Source organism: Komagataeibacter rhaeticus (genome assembly GCF_011611525.1).
GTDB classification, from domain to species: Bacteria; Pseudomonadota; Alphaproteobacteria; order Acetobacterales; family Acetobacteraceae; genus Komagataeibacter; species Komagataeibacter rhaeticus.
Map to the genome: position 1 here is coordinate 2,661,619 of NZ_CP050139.1, position 15,775 is coordinate 2,677,393.

General features: G+C 64.9%; 11 protein-coding genes. 8 read left to right on the forward strand and 3 right to left on the reverse strand.

Translation table 11 applies throughout. The features are described from left to right. Positions 1–38 precede the first annotated feature (38 nt). The 5 genes from topA to GWK63_RS12170 all read left to right on the forward strand — a co-directional run bounded on the left by topA (position 39) and on the right by GWK63_RS12170 (position 8,529). Positions 39–2,771, forward strand: a complete 2,733-nt coding sequence (topA, locus tag GWK63_RS12150) for a type I DNA topoisomerase (RefSeq protein WP_112210096.1) — start codon at positions 39–41, stop codon at positions 2,769–2,771. A 32-nt stretch (positions 2,772–2,803) separates the two neighbouring features. After that, positions 2,804–5,017, forward strand: a complete 2,214-nt coding sequence (locus GWK63_RS12155; protein ID WP_112210098.1) for a ribonuclease R family protein — start codon at positions 2,804–2,806, stop codon at positions 5,015–5,017. Next, on the forward strand, positions 5,014–6,720 hold the full coding sequence (locus GWK63_RS12160) for a S41 family peptidase (protein WP_007399924.1): 1,707 nt from the start codon (positions 5,014–5,016) through the stop codon (positions 6,718–6,720). The genes GWK63_RS12155 and GWK63_RS12160 overlap by 4 nt, the downstream gene beginning before the upstream one ends. A gap of 78 nt (positions 6,721–6,798) precedes the next feature. Then, entirely contained in the window at positions 6,799–7,137 is a 339-nt protein-coding gene (locus tag GWK63_RS12165) for a DUF1491 family protein (RefSeq protein WP_007399923.1), read from the forward strand. Between the two features lie 246 nt (positions 7,138–7,383). After that, on the forward strand, positions 7,384–8,529 hold the full coding sequence (locus tag GWK63_RS12170) for an OmpA family protein (protein ID WP_166498147.1): 1,146 nt from the start codon (positions 7,384–7,386) through the stop codon (positions 8,527–8,529). A gap of 232 nt (positions 8,530–8,761) precedes the next feature. Here GWK63_RS12170 and cysK read toward each other — a convergent pair whose 3' ends face one another. Further along, positions 8,762–9,751 (reverse strand): cysteine synthase A, encoded by a 990-nt coding sequence (gene cysK / locus GWK63_RS12175; protein WP_007399921.1) that lies wholly within the window; start codon positions 9,749–9,751, stop codon positions 8,762–8,764. A 155-nt stretch (positions 9,752–9,906) separates the two neighbouring features. On the opposite strand from cysK, the gene GWK63_RS12180 reads away from it, so the two are divergent. Further along, on the forward strand, positions 9,907–10,353 hold the full coding sequence (locus GWK63_RS12180; RefSeq protein ID WP_007399920.1) for an RrF2 family transcriptional regulator: 447 nt from the start codon (positions 9,907–9,909) through the stop codon (positions 10,351–10,353). A 64-nt stretch (positions 10,354–10,417) separates the two neighbouring features. Here GWK63_RS12180 and GWK63_RS12185 read toward each other — a convergent pair whose 3' ends face one another. Continuing rightward, on the reverse strand, positions 10,418–10,855 hold the full coding sequence (locus tag GWK63_RS12185; RefSeq protein WP_034928579.1) for a hypothetical protein: 438 nt from the start codon (positions 10,853–10,855) through the stop codon (positions 10,418–10,420). Positions 10,856–11,256: 401 nt separating this feature from the next. On the opposite strand from GWK63_RS12185, the gene GWK63_RS12190 reads away from it, so the two are divergent. Then, positions 11,257–11,802, forward strand: coding sequence for a hypothetical protein (locus GWK63_RS12190; RefSeq protein ID WP_083824494.1), 546 nt, complete (start codon positions 11,257–11,259; stop codon positions 11,800–11,802). Between the two features lie 144 nt (positions 11,803–11,946). Next, on the forward strand, positions 11,947–13,989 hold the full coding sequence (gene parE / locus GWK63_RS12195; RefSeq protein WP_007399916.1) for a DNA topoisomerase IV subunit B: 2,043 nt from the start codon (positions 11,947–11,949) through the stop codon (positions 13,987–13,989). A 152-nt stretch (positions 13,990–14,141) separates the two neighbouring features. On the opposite strand, the gene GWK63_RS12200 is transcribed toward parE, so the two are convergent. Next, positions 14,142–15,683, reverse strand: coding sequence for an NADH-quinone oxidoreductase subunit M (locus tag GWK63_RS12200; protein ID WP_007399915.1), 1,542 nt, complete (start codon positions 15,681–15,683; stop codon positions 14,142–14,144). Between the last annotated feature and the right edge of the window lie 92 nt (positions 15,684–15,775).

Here is a 15,775-nt window from a genome sequence, read left to right on the forward strand (position 1 = left end):
AAACGAGCAAGGTTTGAGAATCGTGATCCGGAGACAGAATGACTGACGTCGTGGTGGTCGAATCGCCAGCCAAGGCGAAAACGATCAATAAGTATCTGGGTGACAACTACACGGTTCTTGCCTCGTTCGGGCACGTACGCGACCTGCCGCCCAAGGATGGCAGCGTGCTGCCCGACGAAGGCTTTGCCATGAAATGGGAAGCCGACGAGCGCGGCAGCCGCCAGATCGCGGCCATTGCCAAGGCGCTGCGCGGGGCCAAGCATCTCTACCTTGCCACTGACCCCGACCGTGAGGGGGAAGCCATCTCGTGGCATGTGCGCTCGATGCTGGAGGAAAAGAACCTCCTCAAGGGCATCGACGTGCAGCGCGTCACGTTCAACGAAATTACCAAGAGCGCCATCAAGACCGCGATGGCCCACCCGCGTGAACTCGATTTTCCGCTGATCGAGGCCTATCTGGCCCGCCGAGCGCTGGATTATCTGGTGGGCTTCACGCTTTCACCCGTGCTGTGGCGCAAGTTGCCCGGATCGCGCAGTGCCGGGCGCGTGCAGTCCGTGGCCCTGCGGCTGATCTGCGAGCGCGAAGCCGAAATCGAGGTGTTCAGACCGCGTGAATACTGGTCGATCATCGCGCGCATGACCACGCCCGGGGGCGCGGCCTTCTCGGCGCGGCTGACCCATCTTGACGGGCACAAGCTCGAACAGTTCGACCTGGGGGATGAAGCCCGCGCCATGGCCGCGAAGGCGGCGGTGGAAGCAGGCGATTACAGCGTTGAAAAGGTCGAGCGCCGCAAGGTCCGCCGCAACCCGCCGCCGCCCTTCACCACATCCACCATGCAGCAGGAAGCCTCGCGCAAGCTGGGCATGGGGGCGCAGGTGGCCATGCGCACGGCCCAGCAGCTGTATGAAGGCATCGATATCGGTGGCGAGACGGTCGGCCTGATCACCTATATGCGAACCGATGGCGTGCAGATGGCGGGCGAGGCCATTGGCGCCATCCGTGGCCATATCGGCCACAGCTTCGGGCCGGAATATGTGCCGGAGAAGGCGCGCATCTATTCCACCAAGGCCAAGAACGCGCAGGAAGCGCATGAAGCCATCCGCCCGACCGACGTGCGCCGCACGCCGGCCGACATGGCGCGCTACCTCTCGCCCGAGCAGAAGAAGCTGTATGACCTGATCTGGAAGCGCTCGGTCGCCAGCCAGATGCAGTCCGCCGAGCTGGACCAGGTGGCGGTGGACATTACCGACCGCCAGCAGCGTGTGACGCTGCGTGCCACCGGCTCCATCATCGCGTTTGACGGCTTCCTGCGCCTGTACAGCGAAGGCCGTGACGATTCGCCCGCCAAGGGTGACGATGACCAGGACCGCATGCTGCCACCCATGAGCGAGCGCGACGCCATTGGCCGTGGTGAGGTCACGGCGGACCAGCACTTCACCCAGCCGCCGCCGCGCTATTCCGAAGCGTCGCTGGTCAAGAAGATGGAAGAGATCGGCATTGGCCGTCCCTCCACCTACGCCTCCATCCTGACCGTGCTGCGTGACCGCAATTACGTGCAGCTGGAAAACCGGCGCTTCGTGCCCGAGGACCGGGGGCGGCTGGTCACGGCCTTCCTCACCTCCTTCTTCGAGCGCTATGTCGATACCCAGTTCACGGCGGGGCTGGAGGAACAGCTTGATGACATATCGGGCGGCCGCGCCAACTGGCGCGATGTCATGTCCGCCTTCTGGTCCGATTTCTCGCACGCGGTGGACCAGACCAAGGATCTCAAGATATCCGACGTCATCACCGCACTGGACGCGGATCTGGCCCCCTACTTCTTCCCCGAGCGTGAGGACGGGCAGGACCCGCGCGTGTGCACCGCCTGCGGCACCGGGCGGCTGGGGCTGAAGCTGGGGCGTTACGGCGCGTTCATCGGCTGCTCCAACTACCCGACCTGCCAGTTCACCCGCAAGCTGGTGGTGGACCCCTGGGAAGGCGAGGATGCCGCCACCCTGAAGGACGGCATGCGCGTGCTGGGCACCGCCCCCACGGGCGAGGAAGTGACCGTGCGCCGTGGCCCGTGGGGGCTGTACGTGCAGCAGGGTGAACCCGACCCCGAGGACAAGAAGGCCAAGCCGAAACGCGCCACCATCCCGCGCGGGCTGGATGGGGACAAGATCACGCTGGAACAGGCGGTGGGCCTGCTGTCGCTGCCGCGCATCGTGGGCATCCACCCCGAACTGGGTGAACCGATCGAGGCGGGACTCGGCCGCTTCGGGCCGTATGTGAAGATGGGCGCGGTCTATGGCTCGCTGGACAAGGATGACGATGTCCTGACCGTGGGGCTGAACCGCGCGGTGGATGCGCTGGCCAAGAAGCTGGCCTCCATCCGCACCATCGGCCCCCACCCCAAGGATGGCGAGCCGGTCATGGTGCGCAAGGGCCGCTTTGGCCCCTATGTGCAGCATGGGTCCATCGTGGCCACCGTGCCGCGCGGGCAGGACATGGCGGATGTGACCATGGACGAAGCCCTGACGCTGCTGGCCGAGAAGGGCAAGCCGCTCAAGGCCAAGGGCAAGAAGGCCACGACCACCCGCAAGCCCGCTGCCCGTAAAACAAAGGCCAGGACGGCGGACGCGACCGGGGATGCCGAGGGGGCGGAGGCCGCGCCCAAGAAAAAGGCCGCCCCCCGCAAGGCTGCCAGCAAGACCGCGGCCAAGACCACCACGCGCAAGACCACGACACGCAAGAAGGCCACCCCGGCCAAGACCGAGAGCGAGACCGACTGACCATGAAAAGGCAGCGTCCAGCAACTTCCGAGATGCCGGACCGCCTGCCCACGGGCACGCCGCACGCCCGTACGGGTGGCCTGCCCGATCGTGAACAGCTCCGCACGTTTATCGAGAATGCGACAGGGTGCATCGGCAAGCGCGAGATCAGCCGGGAATTCGGCCTTGGGCCGGAACACCGGCAGGCCCTGCGGCAGATGCTGCGCGAGATGGCGCTGGATGGCACGCTGGCGCCTGCCGGTGCGCGGCGCTTCCGCGTGTCGGACCGGCTGCCCGAATCCATGGTGGTGCAGGTCACGGGCACCGATGCGGATGGCGACCCCATTGCCCGGCCCGTGCAGTGGGATGGTGAAGGCGCCCCCCCCATCGTGTTCATGCATCCCGAACTGCGTGGCCGCACCGCCCTGGCACCGGGCGAACGCGTGGTCGCGCGCCTGCGCCGCACAGGTCCCGGCAGATATGAAGGCCGCACGCTGCGCCGCCTGACCGACGCGCCGGCGCAGGTCGTGGGCCTGTTCCGCGCCCTGGCGGCAGACGACCCGGCGGCCAGCGCGCCCGCCCGTTTCCGCCCCGCCGGCCGCCTGACACCTGCCGACCGCAGGGCCAAGGCCCAATGGATCATCCCGCATGGCGAGGACGGGGGCGCGCCGGACAACGAGATCGTCATTGCCACCCCCCTGCCCCAGTCCGGGCCGGGGCTGCATCCCGCGCGGATCATCGAACGCCTTGGGCCACAGGGGGACGCGCGGACCATCAGCATGGTGGCGGTTGCCATGCTCGGCATTCCGCATGTCTTTCCAGCCGAGGCGCTGGCACAGGCAAAAGCCGCCCGTGCCGTGGCCCCTGCCGGCCGCACCGACCTGCGCGACATGCCGCTTGTCACCATAGATGGCGCGGATGCCCGCGATTTTGACGATGCCATCCATGCCGAGCCGGACGGGACAGGTTTCCGCATTACCGTAGCCATCGCGGATGTGGCGTGGTACGTCCGCCCCGGCAGCGCGCTGGACAATGAGGCGCGCCTGCGCGGCAATTCGGTCTATTTTCCCGACCGGGTCATTCCCATGCTGCCCGAGGACCTGTCGAACGGCTGGTGCTCGCTCCGCCCGGATGAGGACAGGGGCTGCCTGTTCGTGACCATGGACGTGGCCGCCGATGGCAGCGTGGCCCATGCCCGCTTCGGGCGCGGCATCATGCGCAGCGCCGCCCGCCTGACCTATGAGCAGGTACAGGCCGCGCGTGACGGCACCCCCGATCCGGGCATCCAGTCCCTGCCCGCAGGGCTGCTGGACAGCCTGTTCGGCGCATGGCGCTGCCTGACGCATGCCCGCGCGCGGCGCGGCACGCTGGACCTTGAGCTGCCCGAACGGCTGGTGCGGCTGGATGACCATGGCCGGATTACCGCCATCGCGCCGCGCATCCGCCTGGACAGCCACCGGGTGGTGGAAGAGTTCATGATCGCGGCCAATGTCGCCGCCGCCCGCTGCCTGGAGGGGCGTCACCTGCCCTGCCTGTACCGCATCCACGCCCCCCCCACGCCCGAGCGGCTGGAAAGCCTGCGCCGCACGCTCGATACGCTGGGCCTGAAGCTTCCGCCCGTAGGCAGCCTGCGCGCATCCGATCTGGACCATGTCCTGCAGCAGGTCCGGGGCACCGATCAGGCCGCACTGGTGAACGAACTGATCCTGCGCGCCCAGAACCAAGCGGAATACAGCCCCGACCCGGTCGGGCATTTCGGCCTGTCGCTACCCGCCTACAGCCATTTCACCAGCCCCATCCGCCGCTATGCCGACCTGCTGACCCACCGCGCCCTGCTGGTGGCCATCGGGCTGGAACCCGGCCCCGGCCCCACGCATGAGCAGCTGGAGGAAACCGGTGAGGCCATAACCCGCACCGAACGCCGGGCCGCCCAGGCCGAGCGCGAGACGCTGGAACGTTACGCCGCCACATGGCTGCAGGCGCGCGTGGGCACGGTGATGGAGGCGCACATCTCCAGCCTGTCGCGATTCGGCATTTTCACGGTGCTGGACGCCACGGGCACATCCGCCCTTCTGCCCATGTCTGCCCTGCCACAAGATCAGTGGCATCATGACGAAAAAACGCAGACATTGCTGTCACGCGACAAGACCATGGCATTCCGCCCCGGTCAGGCCCTGCGCGTACGGATAGAAGAAGCATGCGCCATCCGGGGAACAGTCCTGCTGGCCCTTCCCGACACGCCCCGCCTGCAGGGGCGGCGGGCATGAAGCGCCGCCGGTTTCCGGTCATCATCCTGCGCCCCATCGGCATGGGCGGCGAGGGGGCGGCCACATGGCGGCGCCGGATCTCGACACTGGGCCACATCCCGCGGGACACGTTCATCCTGCTGCTGGTCATCGCACGCCTGACCACGGCGGCCTGCGCCGATGACGTGCCCGCCGCCCCCCGCAGCCCCACACCACAGCCCCCCCTGCAGGCGGACAGCGTGGACACGACCGACGGGGCGGGGATGGACCCTGCGGTCATTTCCTCCGTCATGCAGGCAAGCCTGGCCTTCCTGCAGCCACGCACGCTGGAAAACCACGAGATCCATGACTTCGCGCTGTGGGGGCTGAACGGGCTGAGCGCGCTTGACCCCTCGCTGAGCATCGAGGAGCAGCACGGCTTCCTGCAACTGACCGCGACACAGAAGACGGTACTCGCCCTGCCCGTACCCGCCGCCGACGACGTTCCGGGCTGGAGCGCCGCCATCACCCGCATACTGGACGTGGCCTGGCACCATTCCGCCGCCATGCGCAGCACCGGCGCCGACGGGGTGCTGCAGGGTTTCTTTGATGAGCTGTTCAACCATCTCGACCCCTATTCGCGCTACATCCCGCCGCAGGCCGCCGTGTCGGACCGCAGCACCCGCACCGGCGGCGAGGCCACGGCGGGACTGACACTGGGGGTGGACCACCATGCGATCATGATCACGGCGGTCAACGCCAATGGTCCCGCATGGCCGACCACGCTGGCGGCGGGACAGATCGTACGGGCCATCAATGGCCGCTCCACCGAGTCCCGCAGCCTTGATACCGTGAACGCCTGGCTCAATGGCCCGGTGGGTAGCCTTGTGCGCATAACGGTGGAAGCAAGGGGGCGGCAGACGACCGTTACCCTGCACCGTGCCTCCACCCCGCCCGAGACGGTGTTCGCCTATACCAGCGGCAAGCATGTGGTGCTGCACATCACCGCCTTCTCCGCCAACACGGCCGAGGAGATGAGCCAGTATCTGGATGAGGCCATGAACGTGCCCGGCCTGTCGGGGCTGGTCATCGACCTGCGTGGCAACCGGGGTGGCGTGCTGCAGCAGGCGGTCACCACATCGGCCCTCATGCTGGACCATGGCGTGGCCGCGATCACGCAGGGGCGTGACCCGCAGGCCAACCATGTCTGGGCCGTGCAGGGTGGCGACATGACCAACGGGCTGCCCATCATCGTGCTGGTCGATGGCCGGACCGCCAGCGCCGCCGAGATCCTGGCCGCCGCCCTGGCCGACCAGAAGCGCGGCGTGGTGATGGGCAGCGCCACGCTGGGCAAGGGGCTGGTGCAGACCATAGGCCAGCTTCCCAACGGGGCGGAGCTGTTTGTCACATGGAGTCGGGTGCTGGCGCCGCTGGGCTGGCCGCTGCAGGGACTGGGCGTCATGCCACAGGTCTGCACAAGTCTGGGTGAAGCAGCCCTTGACCACCAGCTGCAGGACCTGGCCGAAGGCACGGCGGACAGCAGGGACTGGATTGCCGCCGCACGGCAGATCCGCTACCCCGCCGACCTGTCGCGCATCCTGACCATACGCAAGGCCTGCCCCGCCGCCATCGGCACGGATGGCGATCTGGATGCGGCCTATTCGCTTCTGGACAACCCGGTTGAATACCGCGCCGCCCTGGCCACCATCCCCGAAGAGGAAAGCAGCCCGCCCAACGGGGGATGAGTTGTAACAACGGGAGAAACATTGCTATTCCTGCATGCCTCCCTCTGTTTTTCTGCATTACCGGAGAGGGTTCCCACAATGGAAGACGCACGCCTGAAAACCGGCATATGGGTCAAGGCAATGCTGCGCCAGGCTGGACAAACCGGAAATCCGGGCATGGTCCTGCACCGGGGGGACGCGGACGCAGGCGGTGTCGTGATCGTGTTGCTGGGGCGGGGGGGACACATGTGTGTGCTCGCACAGACACGCACGCCCGATGGACGGCGGGCATGGTTCCGCGCTACAGGAGAGGCGGCTGTGGATCAGGCCAGTGTGGATGCCTATGTTACAAGGCAGATGGAACGGGACCCGGATCTGTGGGTTCTTGAATTCGACGCACCGGATCTGGTGCCACCGTTTGAAGCAAGGCTGATATGAAAGACGTGATTCCACAGGGATGAAGGCAGGAACCCGGTCCGTTACACGGTGTGGCATCTCGCACACACCCGGACGTGACAGTTGGCCAGCCCGCCCCACGCGGCGGATAAAGGTGGCCACAATGGATTGTCAGGGCTGGTTTCTTTCAGCAAAAGAATGCTGATGCTGATCATTCCAAGGAATATGGCACGTGCACCCGACCGGGCCGACATGCCGGAAGAGGCCCGTCGAAGGGAGAAGAAGAGTATGAAACTGCGGTACGGATTGCTTGCAGGGTCTTTATTGACTGCCGCGGTTACCCTGGGCTCCGTGCTGGTCTCCGCTCCGGTATTCGCCCAGCCTGTTCAGGGGCTTTATATCAGCGGTGAAGGCGGCGCGAGTTTCAACCAGGGGCAGGTCATACGCCACTCCTCCGCACGGGATGAATTCAAGACCGGCGCCACCGGCATCGGCAGCATCGGCTGGGGCCTGGGCAATGGCTTCCGGGTCGAGGTGGAAGGACTCTACCGCAACAACGACCTGAAGACGGTGGGAGGCAACGCCGCCTACCACGCCCATGCCGATGGCAGGCAGCAGGAATCGGGTATCATGGCCAATGCCCTGTTCGACATGGATATCGGCAAAAGCTGGCTGTTCCCGTATTTCGGCGCGGGTATCGGCTATGGCTGGCAGAACATGAACACCACCATGACCGGCAACGTGAATGGCCAGAGCTACAGCCAGCATGTGGGGGGCACATACGGCAACTTCGCCTATCAGGGCATTTTCGGCCTGTCTTTCCCCATGCCGTTTGCCGTCGGCCTGTCGGCCACGGTGGAATACCGGTTCTGGACCATGCTTGGCCCGCAGTCGCACCATTCCATCGTATCGGGCAGCAGCACGGCGCTGACCGCCATGAACAGCGATTATGGCTTCCGCAATGGCAATCGTGACAGCCGGACCGATTTCAATCACTCCCTGATGCTTGGCCTGCGCTACGAGTTCAATCCGGCCCCGCCCCCCCCGCCGCCGCCTGCCACCGTTGCAGCCCCGGCACCTGCGGAAAACCGCACCTATCTCGTATTCTTCGACTGGGACCGCAGCGACCTGACCGACCGGGCACGCGCCATCGTGGCCGTTGCCGCACAGGCTTCGACCAACACGCAGACCACCCGCATCGAGGTCAACGGCTATACCGACAACTCGGCAGCCCGGCCCGGCCCGCAGGGGGAACATTACAATCAGGCGCTCTCGCTCAAGCGTGCGCAGGTGATCAAGGCGGAACTGGTACGTGATGGCGTGCCCGGCCCCGCCATCGACATCCATGGCTATGGGGACGCCAACCCGCTGGTCCAGACCGGGGCCAATACGCGCGAAGCCCAGAACCGCCGGGTGGAGATCATCCTGCACTGATTACCCGCCAGCAGCGGCCATGAAAAAAAGCGGCGCCCCGTTGGGCAGCCGCTTTTTTCATGGCCATGGTGCCCGTGCGCGGTTCAGAGGGCCGCCCACAAAACACCCTGTCAATTTAAGGAAAAGTTTTTGGCGAGGCTTTTTTCAAAAAGCTTCAAAGGGCGCCGCCTTTTTGAAAAAAGGCGGCGCCCAAAAACCCTTTTCATCAGTCAGTTGTTTTGAAATTCTCTTTTCAGACCAGCCCGGTGAACAGGGATGTCGAGAGATAACGCTCGGCAAAGGACGGGGCGATGGTGACAATGGTCTTGCCCCTGTTTTCCGGCCGCTCGGCAAGCTGTACGGCCGCATGCAGCGCCGCGCCGGAGGAAATGCCCACCGGCACGCCATCCAGCCGCGCGCACCGGCGGGCGGCCGCGATCGCCTCGCGCTCCGATACTGGCAGCACCCCGTCCAGCGCCGCCAGGTCCAGCGTGCGGGGGCAAAAGCCCGGCCCGATCCCCTGGATGCCGTGCGGACCCGGCTCATCCCCATTGAGGATGGCACTCTCCATCGGCTCCACGCCATAGACCTGCACACCTGGCTTGCGTGCCTTCAGGCCATGCGCGATGCCACTGGCCGTGCCCCCCGTACCCAGTCCCGCCACGACAATATCGACCTCTCCCGCCGTATCGACCCAGATCTCCTCCGCCGTGGTGGCGGCATGCACGTCAGGGTTGGCCGGGTTATCGAACTGGCGCGGCATCCAGGCATTGGGGGTTTTCTTCAGGATTTCTTCCGCCCGGGCGATCGCGCCCGCCATGCCAAGGCGCGAGGGGGTCAGTTCCAGCTGGGCATCCAGCAGGCGCAGCATCTTGCGCCGTTCGATGGAGGCCCCTTCGGGCATGGTCACGATCAGCCGGTAGCCGCGCGCGGCGGCGACAAAGGCCAGCGAGATGCCCGTATTGCCAGATGTTGGCTCCACCAGCGTGGTCTTGCCGGGCTGGATCTCGCCCCGGCTTTCCGCATCCTCGATCATGGCGGCGCCAATCCGGTCCTTGACCGAGGCGAGCGGATTGAAAAACTCCAGCTTCATCAGAATGCGACTCTGCAACCCGTCTTCACGGGTCAGATGCGGCAGCGCCACCAGCGGCGTTCCCCCCACGGTCTCGACAATGGAATCGTACACCCTGCCGCGCGGTGCGGCAAAACCGTAAGTGCGGTCCTGGGGGGCGGTCTTGGTCATGCGGTATCACTCCGTTCCATGCAGATGGCTTAATTCACACGTACAGACTGACATAATCCACCATCCTCCCCAACAGAAGCGTGGATCAATCAGTCAATTGCTGCTAACTGGGGCAGACTGTTTTCCACATCCATCATACAGCGAGGCTGAACGATATGCTGCTCCGGCGTGACAGGACCATGATCGCCATACTGATCATGCTTGATGTTGCCTTTCACGCAGGGCGGAACGGCACCATAAGCGCTGCCGACATAGCCGAACGCGCGGGCCTGGCGCGCCGTGGCATCGAACCGCTGCTACAGACCCTGTCACGCTCCGGCCTGCTGGAAAGCGTGCGTGGCCCGCGCGGTGGCTACCGGCTGGGCCGCCCGCGGCGCGATATCCTGCTGGCGGATATCCTGTCCGTCATCACGGCGGAAGACAACAGGGATGACGGGCCTGTGGGCGACCTGTTCAGCAAGGTGGTGGAACCGTGCTGGCAGCAGTTTGACAGCATGATTGACGCGGAATGCCACAAGATCAGCCTGGATGACCTGGTACGCCGCGCGGAACATGCCGGCATGCGGCGCCCCCTGCCCGAACCCATTACCTTCTCGATCTGACGGCGCGGCCCCGGCCGGCATAACGGGCGGGCCACCCTGCCCACCCGTACGGGGGCGGCAGGGCTTACTGCGCGCCGCTTACGGCCGGTGCCGTGACGGTTGCGGCCACATCCATGTATTCACGCGGCTGGCTGCCACCGGGGATCAGCACGACCCGGAATTTGTCTTCCCCGGAATAGGCAGTGTTGGGGGTGTACGTCACGTAAGTGTGATCGTTGTAATTATAGATGAAGACCTTGCCATGCTCGGGGGCGGGCGACACGCCGAACGAGGCATAGGGATGACCGGCCGAGACCCGCGTCTCGATCGCGCAGTACCCGTCATCGCTGCGGACCTGCATGGTGGCAGCCCTGGTGTCCTTGCCCGCGGCCGCAGGTGTACCGACCTGGCACTGCCCCGAAGGCTTCATGTAGTTGTAGGGATTGGGGGTTCCACCAATACCGCCAAGGTTCACGCCCGGTTTGTTGTCACATCCGGCGAGCAGAATGCCCGTCGTCATCATGATTGCAGACAGTCGCAGTCGCACTCGTCAGCTCCGCTGTATTTGATACATCACCCGTTATAAGGACGGTTGCACCCGCGCCACCCCGTAACGGGTCTGATCGGCACAGCGGCAAACCGCTTTGGCATACGCTGTAGAACAACGCACCCCGCCGGGAAAGACCCGCCGGTCATTTTACACAGGCGGCAAAGCCCCGTCCGTATGGCATAGCTGGCTGCCGGCATGCTGTCATCCCACTGCACGGTTGCGGCGCATCTTTTTGAACGTGAAGTTATATCCCTCCCTTTTGGCAAGGACAGGTTTGCGCTATAGACCTGATCCAGATTTCATTCCTACCGGAATTCGCGGGGTTCATGCCTCCCCGTTTGCAACTGCCCCAACAGTCTGGAGAACCTGTCCTGATGTCGATGTCGATCTGGCGCGCTGGCGCTGCTGCACTTGCCCTGGCGGGGCTGGTCACTGGCGGGCAGGCACGGGCCGCCGGCCCCTGCTCCCCCTCCCCCGCGCATGAGGCGTTTGACGTGCAGGGCCTGAAAAGCGAGCTGATGGTCACCGCACTCTCGTGCGGCGCGCAGGACAAGTACAATAATTTCGTGATGAAATTCCGCAGCAAGCTGACCAGCGAGGAACATGTCCTCAACGGCTATTTCAGCAGCACGTATGGCCGCAACGCCCAGCGCCAGCATGATGACTACATTACCCAGCTGGCCAACGTGCAGTCCGAGCGCGGGCTGAAGTCCGGCACCGCGTTCTGCCAGCAGCGCCTGTCCATGTTTGATGAGGTGGGGGAACTGGAAACGGCGGCCGACCTGTCCAACTACGCGCAGGCGAAGGATATCCTCCAGCCCGCGTCCTACCTGACCTGCACGGCCCCCAACCGCCCGGCCGCCGCCACCCGCGCGCGCAGCACGGGCCATGCCACCGGCCGCCGCACGGTACGGAGCTGACATACCGGCCCCTGCCGACATGAAGAAAAATATGGCCGGGCCCGTGTCCGGCCTTTTTCATACCGGCAACAGCGCGCATAGTCCGCGGGCGTGCGGGGCCTTATGGCTTGACAGGACGTGATCTGACAGAACAAAGAACGCCTCATGAACGACGATCTTTTTTCCGCGCCCGCCAGCCCCGGCAAACCGACTCGACGCAAGGTTTCCCCCCCCGCCATGCCCGCAGACAACGCGAAAAACGGTCCCGATACCTATGACGCCAGCGCCATCGAGGTACTGGAAGGGCTGGAACCCGTCCGCCGCCGCCCCGGCATGTATATCGGCGGCACGGATGAGACGGCGTACCATCACCTCGCTTCCGAAATCCTTGACAACGCCATGGACGAGGCCGTGGCCGGCCACGCCACCACCATCGATGTGTCGCTGGAAGCTGGTGACTGCCTGACCATACGCGACAACGGGCGCGGCATTCCGGTTGATCCGCATCCGCGTTTTCCCGACCGTTCGGCACTGGAAGTGATCCTGACCACGCTGCACGCGGGCGGCAAATTCTCGGGCAAGGCCTATGCCACGTCGGGCGGGCTGCATGGCGTGGGGTCGTCGGTGGTCAATGCACTGGCCTCACGCATGGAAGTCGAGATCGCGCGTGACCGGGAACTGTGGCGGCAGGTCTATGAACGCGGCCATCCACTGAGCGGTGTTGAAAAGATCGGTCCGGTCAACAACCGCCGGGGCACCCAGATCCGGTTTACGCCCGACCCCGAGATTTTCGGGCGGCTGCACTTCTCGCCCGCACGGCTGTACCGGCTGTGCCGGTCCAAGGCGTTCCTGTTCCGGGGTGTTACCATCCGCTGGTCATGCGATCCGTCGCTGATCAAGGGCGATGACATCCCGGCGGAAGCGGTCCTGCACTTCCCCGGCGGGCTGGCGGACAGCCTGCGTGATGAACTGGGGGACAAGGCCGCCCTGCTGACCGATCTGTGGGCCGGTGACGCCGACCTGCCAACCGCCCCCGACGGAAGCGATACCGGGCGCATGGAATGGGCCATCGCCTTTCTGGAGCAGGGCACGGCGGCCCTTGCCTCCTACTGCAATACCATTCCCACCCCCAATGGCGGCACGCATGAGACGGGATTCCGTAATGCCCTGCTCAAGGGCCTGCGCAACTGGGGTGAGCAGCGTGCCAACAAGCGCGCGGCCAGTATCAATGCCGATGACATCATGGGCTGCATCGCCGCCAAGCTGTCGGTCTTTATCCGTGACCCGCAGTTCCAGGGCCAGACCAAGGAAAAGCTGACCAGCAGCGAAGCCAGCAAGCTGGTCGAGACAGCACTCCGTGACCGTTTTGACCACTGGCTGGCGGCCAACCCGCCGCAGGCGGACAACCTGCTGGCCTTTGTGGTGGAACGCGCCGAGGAACGCCTGCGCCGCAAGGAACAGAAGGAAACCCCGCGCAAGAGTGCGACCCGCCGCCTGCGGCTGCCGGGCAAGCTGACCGACTGCACGCGCGAGAACGCGGCGGAGACCGAGATTTTCCTGGTGGAAGGGGATTCGGCCGGTGGATCGGCAAAGCAGGCCCGCAACCGTGAGACGCAGGCCGTGCTGCCGCTGCGCGGCAAGATCCTGAACGTGGCCAGTGCCTCGACCGAGAAGCTGCGTGGCAACCAGGAACTGCGCGACCTGGTGGAAGCACTGGGCTGCGGCATGGGCGAGCGCTTTGACGCGACCAAGCTGCGCTATGGCCGCATCATCATCATGACGGACGCGGACGTGGACGGCGCGCATATCGCCTCCCTGCTCATGACGTTCTTCTACCGTGAACTGCCCGGCCTGATCCGCGGCGGCCATCTGTATCTGGCCCAGCCGCCACTGTACCGCCTGACACAGGGCGGCAGGAGCATCTACGCCATGGATGATGCCGACCGTGAGCGGAAGCTGAAGAAGGACTTCAAGCCCAACAGCAAGGTCGAGGTCTCGCGTTTCAAGGGACTGGGGGAAATGCCGCCGGGCGACCTGAAACAGACCACCATGGACCCCAGGCACCGCACCCTGCTCAAGGTCATCACCCCGCCCGAGGACAGGGCACTGACGCTGGAGCGCGTGGAACACCTGATGGGCCGCAAGGCGGAACTACGCTTCCGCTTCATTCAGGACCATGCCCGTCAGGTCGATAACCTCGACGTCTGAAACAGCCAAAACCAAAAAGGCCCGGCTCCCCCTGATACAGGGGACCGGGTCTTTTTCATCACACGCGAATGTAAGAAGTTTTTTTCAAAAAGCTTCAGAGCATGCCGCCTTTTGGGAAAAAGGCGGTACTCAAAAAAACGCCTGTCCTTTTATCAGCCTGCATCCGCCACATGCAGGACATGCTGCGGGTCCACCGTGGCAACTGCTGTGACCGGGTGCAGCAGGCCGGTCACGGCCGGGTCAAACACCCGCAGGAACGAGTTGGGATGCACCCCCATCCACACGGTCACGATGGCCAGCGGCACCAGAACGGCCAGTTCCTGCCCCGTCAGGTCCCGCAGCAGGGCGACAACGCCGCCCCGGTCAGCGCCGAACAGCACCCGGCGGTACAGCACCAGCATGTACACCGCCCCCAGGATCATGCTCGTGCCCCCCAGGAAGGCCAGCCAGAACGAGACATGCAGCGCGCCGACCATGACCAGGAACTCACCCACGAACGCGCCCGTGCCCGGCAGGCCGATATTGGCCATGACGAACAGCATGGCCAGCGTGGCCAGCACCGGCATCCTGTGCGCCACACCGGAGAACGCGCTGATCTCGCGCGTTTCCGCCCGCCATGACACGGCGGAGACACAGAAGAACAGCGCCGCGATCACGATGCCATGCGACAGCATCTGGAAAATCGCGCCATCAATCCCCTCCGGCGTCATCGTGAACAGGCCAATGGCGATCACACCCATGTGCGAGAACGAGGAATACGCGATCACCCGCTTCATGTCCGTCTGCGCCAGGGCGATGATGGCGGCATAGATCACCGCGATCACGCCCAGCGTCAGCACCACAGGGGCGAACAGCCGCGCGGCATCGGGGAACATGAGCACCCCGAAACGCAGCAGCCCGTAGGCACCCGCCTTGGACAGCACGCCCGACAGCATGACGGAAGCCGTCGTGGGGGCCTCGGTATAGGCATCGGGCAGCCAGGCATGCAGCGGGAACAGCGGCAGCTTGACGCCAAAAGCCAGGATGAAGCCCGCCAGCAGCCAGCACTGCATGGCATGGCTGAAGCCATGATGCTGCAGCGCCATGATATCGGTCGTGCCGGTCACGTTCCACATCGCCAGCAGGGCAAGCAGCATGAACAGCGAGCCACCAAAGGTGAACAGGAAGAACTGCAATGAAGCCCATACCCGCTTCGGGCCGCCCCATACCCCCACCATAAGGCTGGCGGGCAGCAGCGTCGCTTCATAGAAAACGTAGAACAGCACCATGTCGAGCGCCGAGAACAGGCCGATCAGCGTGGTTTCCAGCAAAAGCATGGCAATCATGTAATCGCGCACGCGCCCGGTGATCTGCCGCCAGCCCCCGATGATGGACAGCGGGGTAAGGAAGGCGGACAGCAGCACGAACATGAGGCTGATACCGTCCACCCCGGCATGGTAGGAGATACCGGCCCCGCTGGCCCAGCCCACCTGCTGCGCGAACTGGATGCCGGGGCGCGTGGGGTCGAATTCCACCCACATGACCACGGCCAGCGCGAACACGATGCCACTGGTCCACAGCGCCACCCAGCGCGCCGCGGTCTCCACCGTCTGGGGCGTGCCACGGGTCAGCAATATGGCCACAACCCCGACAAGGGGCAGGTAGGTAACTAGCGAGAGCAGGATCGGATGCACATTCGGTCTCACATCATCCATGGGGAATGCGTGAGCCTAGGAGCGTTCAGCCATGGGAATCCAGTAAGGCCGCGCTCACATTATGCAGAGCACAGGCCCCGCCTTCCGGCACC

What these genes read in the sequence shown, in the direction of transcription:
- topA (WP_112210096.1), top strand. Translation starts at nt 39, where the DNA reads ATGACTGACGTCGTGGTGGTCGAATCGCCAGCCAAGGCGAAAACGATC.
- GWK63_RS12155 (WP_112210098.1), top strand. Translation starts at nt 2,804, where the DNA reads ATGCCGGACCGCCTGCCCACGGGCACGCCGCACGCCCGTACGGGTGGC.
- GWK63_RS12160 (WP_007399924.1), top strand. Translation starts at nt 5,014, where the DNA reads ATGAAGCGCCGCCGGTTTCCGGTCATCATCCTGCGCCCCATCGGCATG.
- GWK63_RS12165 (WP_007399923.1), top strand. Translation starts at nt 6,799, where the DNA reads ATGGAAGACGCACGCCTGAAAACCGGCATATGGGTCAAGGCAATGCTG.
- GWK63_RS12170 (WP_166498147.1), top strand. Translation starts at nt 7,384, where the DNA reads ATGAAACTGCGGTACGGATTGCTTGCAGGGTCTTTATTGACTGCCGCG.
- cysK (WP_007399921.1), bottom strand. Translation starts at nt 9,751, where the DNA reads ATGACCAAGACCGCCCCCCAGGACCGCACTTACGGTTTTGCCGCACCG.
- GWK63_RS12180 (WP_007399920.1), top strand. Translation starts at nt 9,907, where the DNA reads ATGCTGCTCCGGCGTGACAGGACCATGATCGCCATACTGATCATGCTT.
- GWK63_RS12185 (WP_034928579.1), bottom strand. Translation starts at nt 10,855, where the DNA reads ATGATGACGACGGGCATTCTGCTCGCCGGATGTGACAACAAACCGGGC.
- GWK63_RS12190 (WP_083824494.1), top strand. Translation starts at nt 11,257, where the DNA reads ATGTCGATGTCGATCTGGCGCGCTGGCGCTGCTGCACTTGCCCTGGCG.
- parE (WP_007399916.1), top strand. Translation starts at nt 11,947, where the DNA reads ATGAACGACGATCTTTTTTCCGCGCCCGCCAGCCCCGGCAAACCGACT.
- GWK63_RS12200 (WP_007399915.1), bottom strand. Translation starts at nt 15,683, where the DNA reads ATGGATGATGTGAGACCGAATGTGCATCCGATCCTGCTCTCGCTAGTT.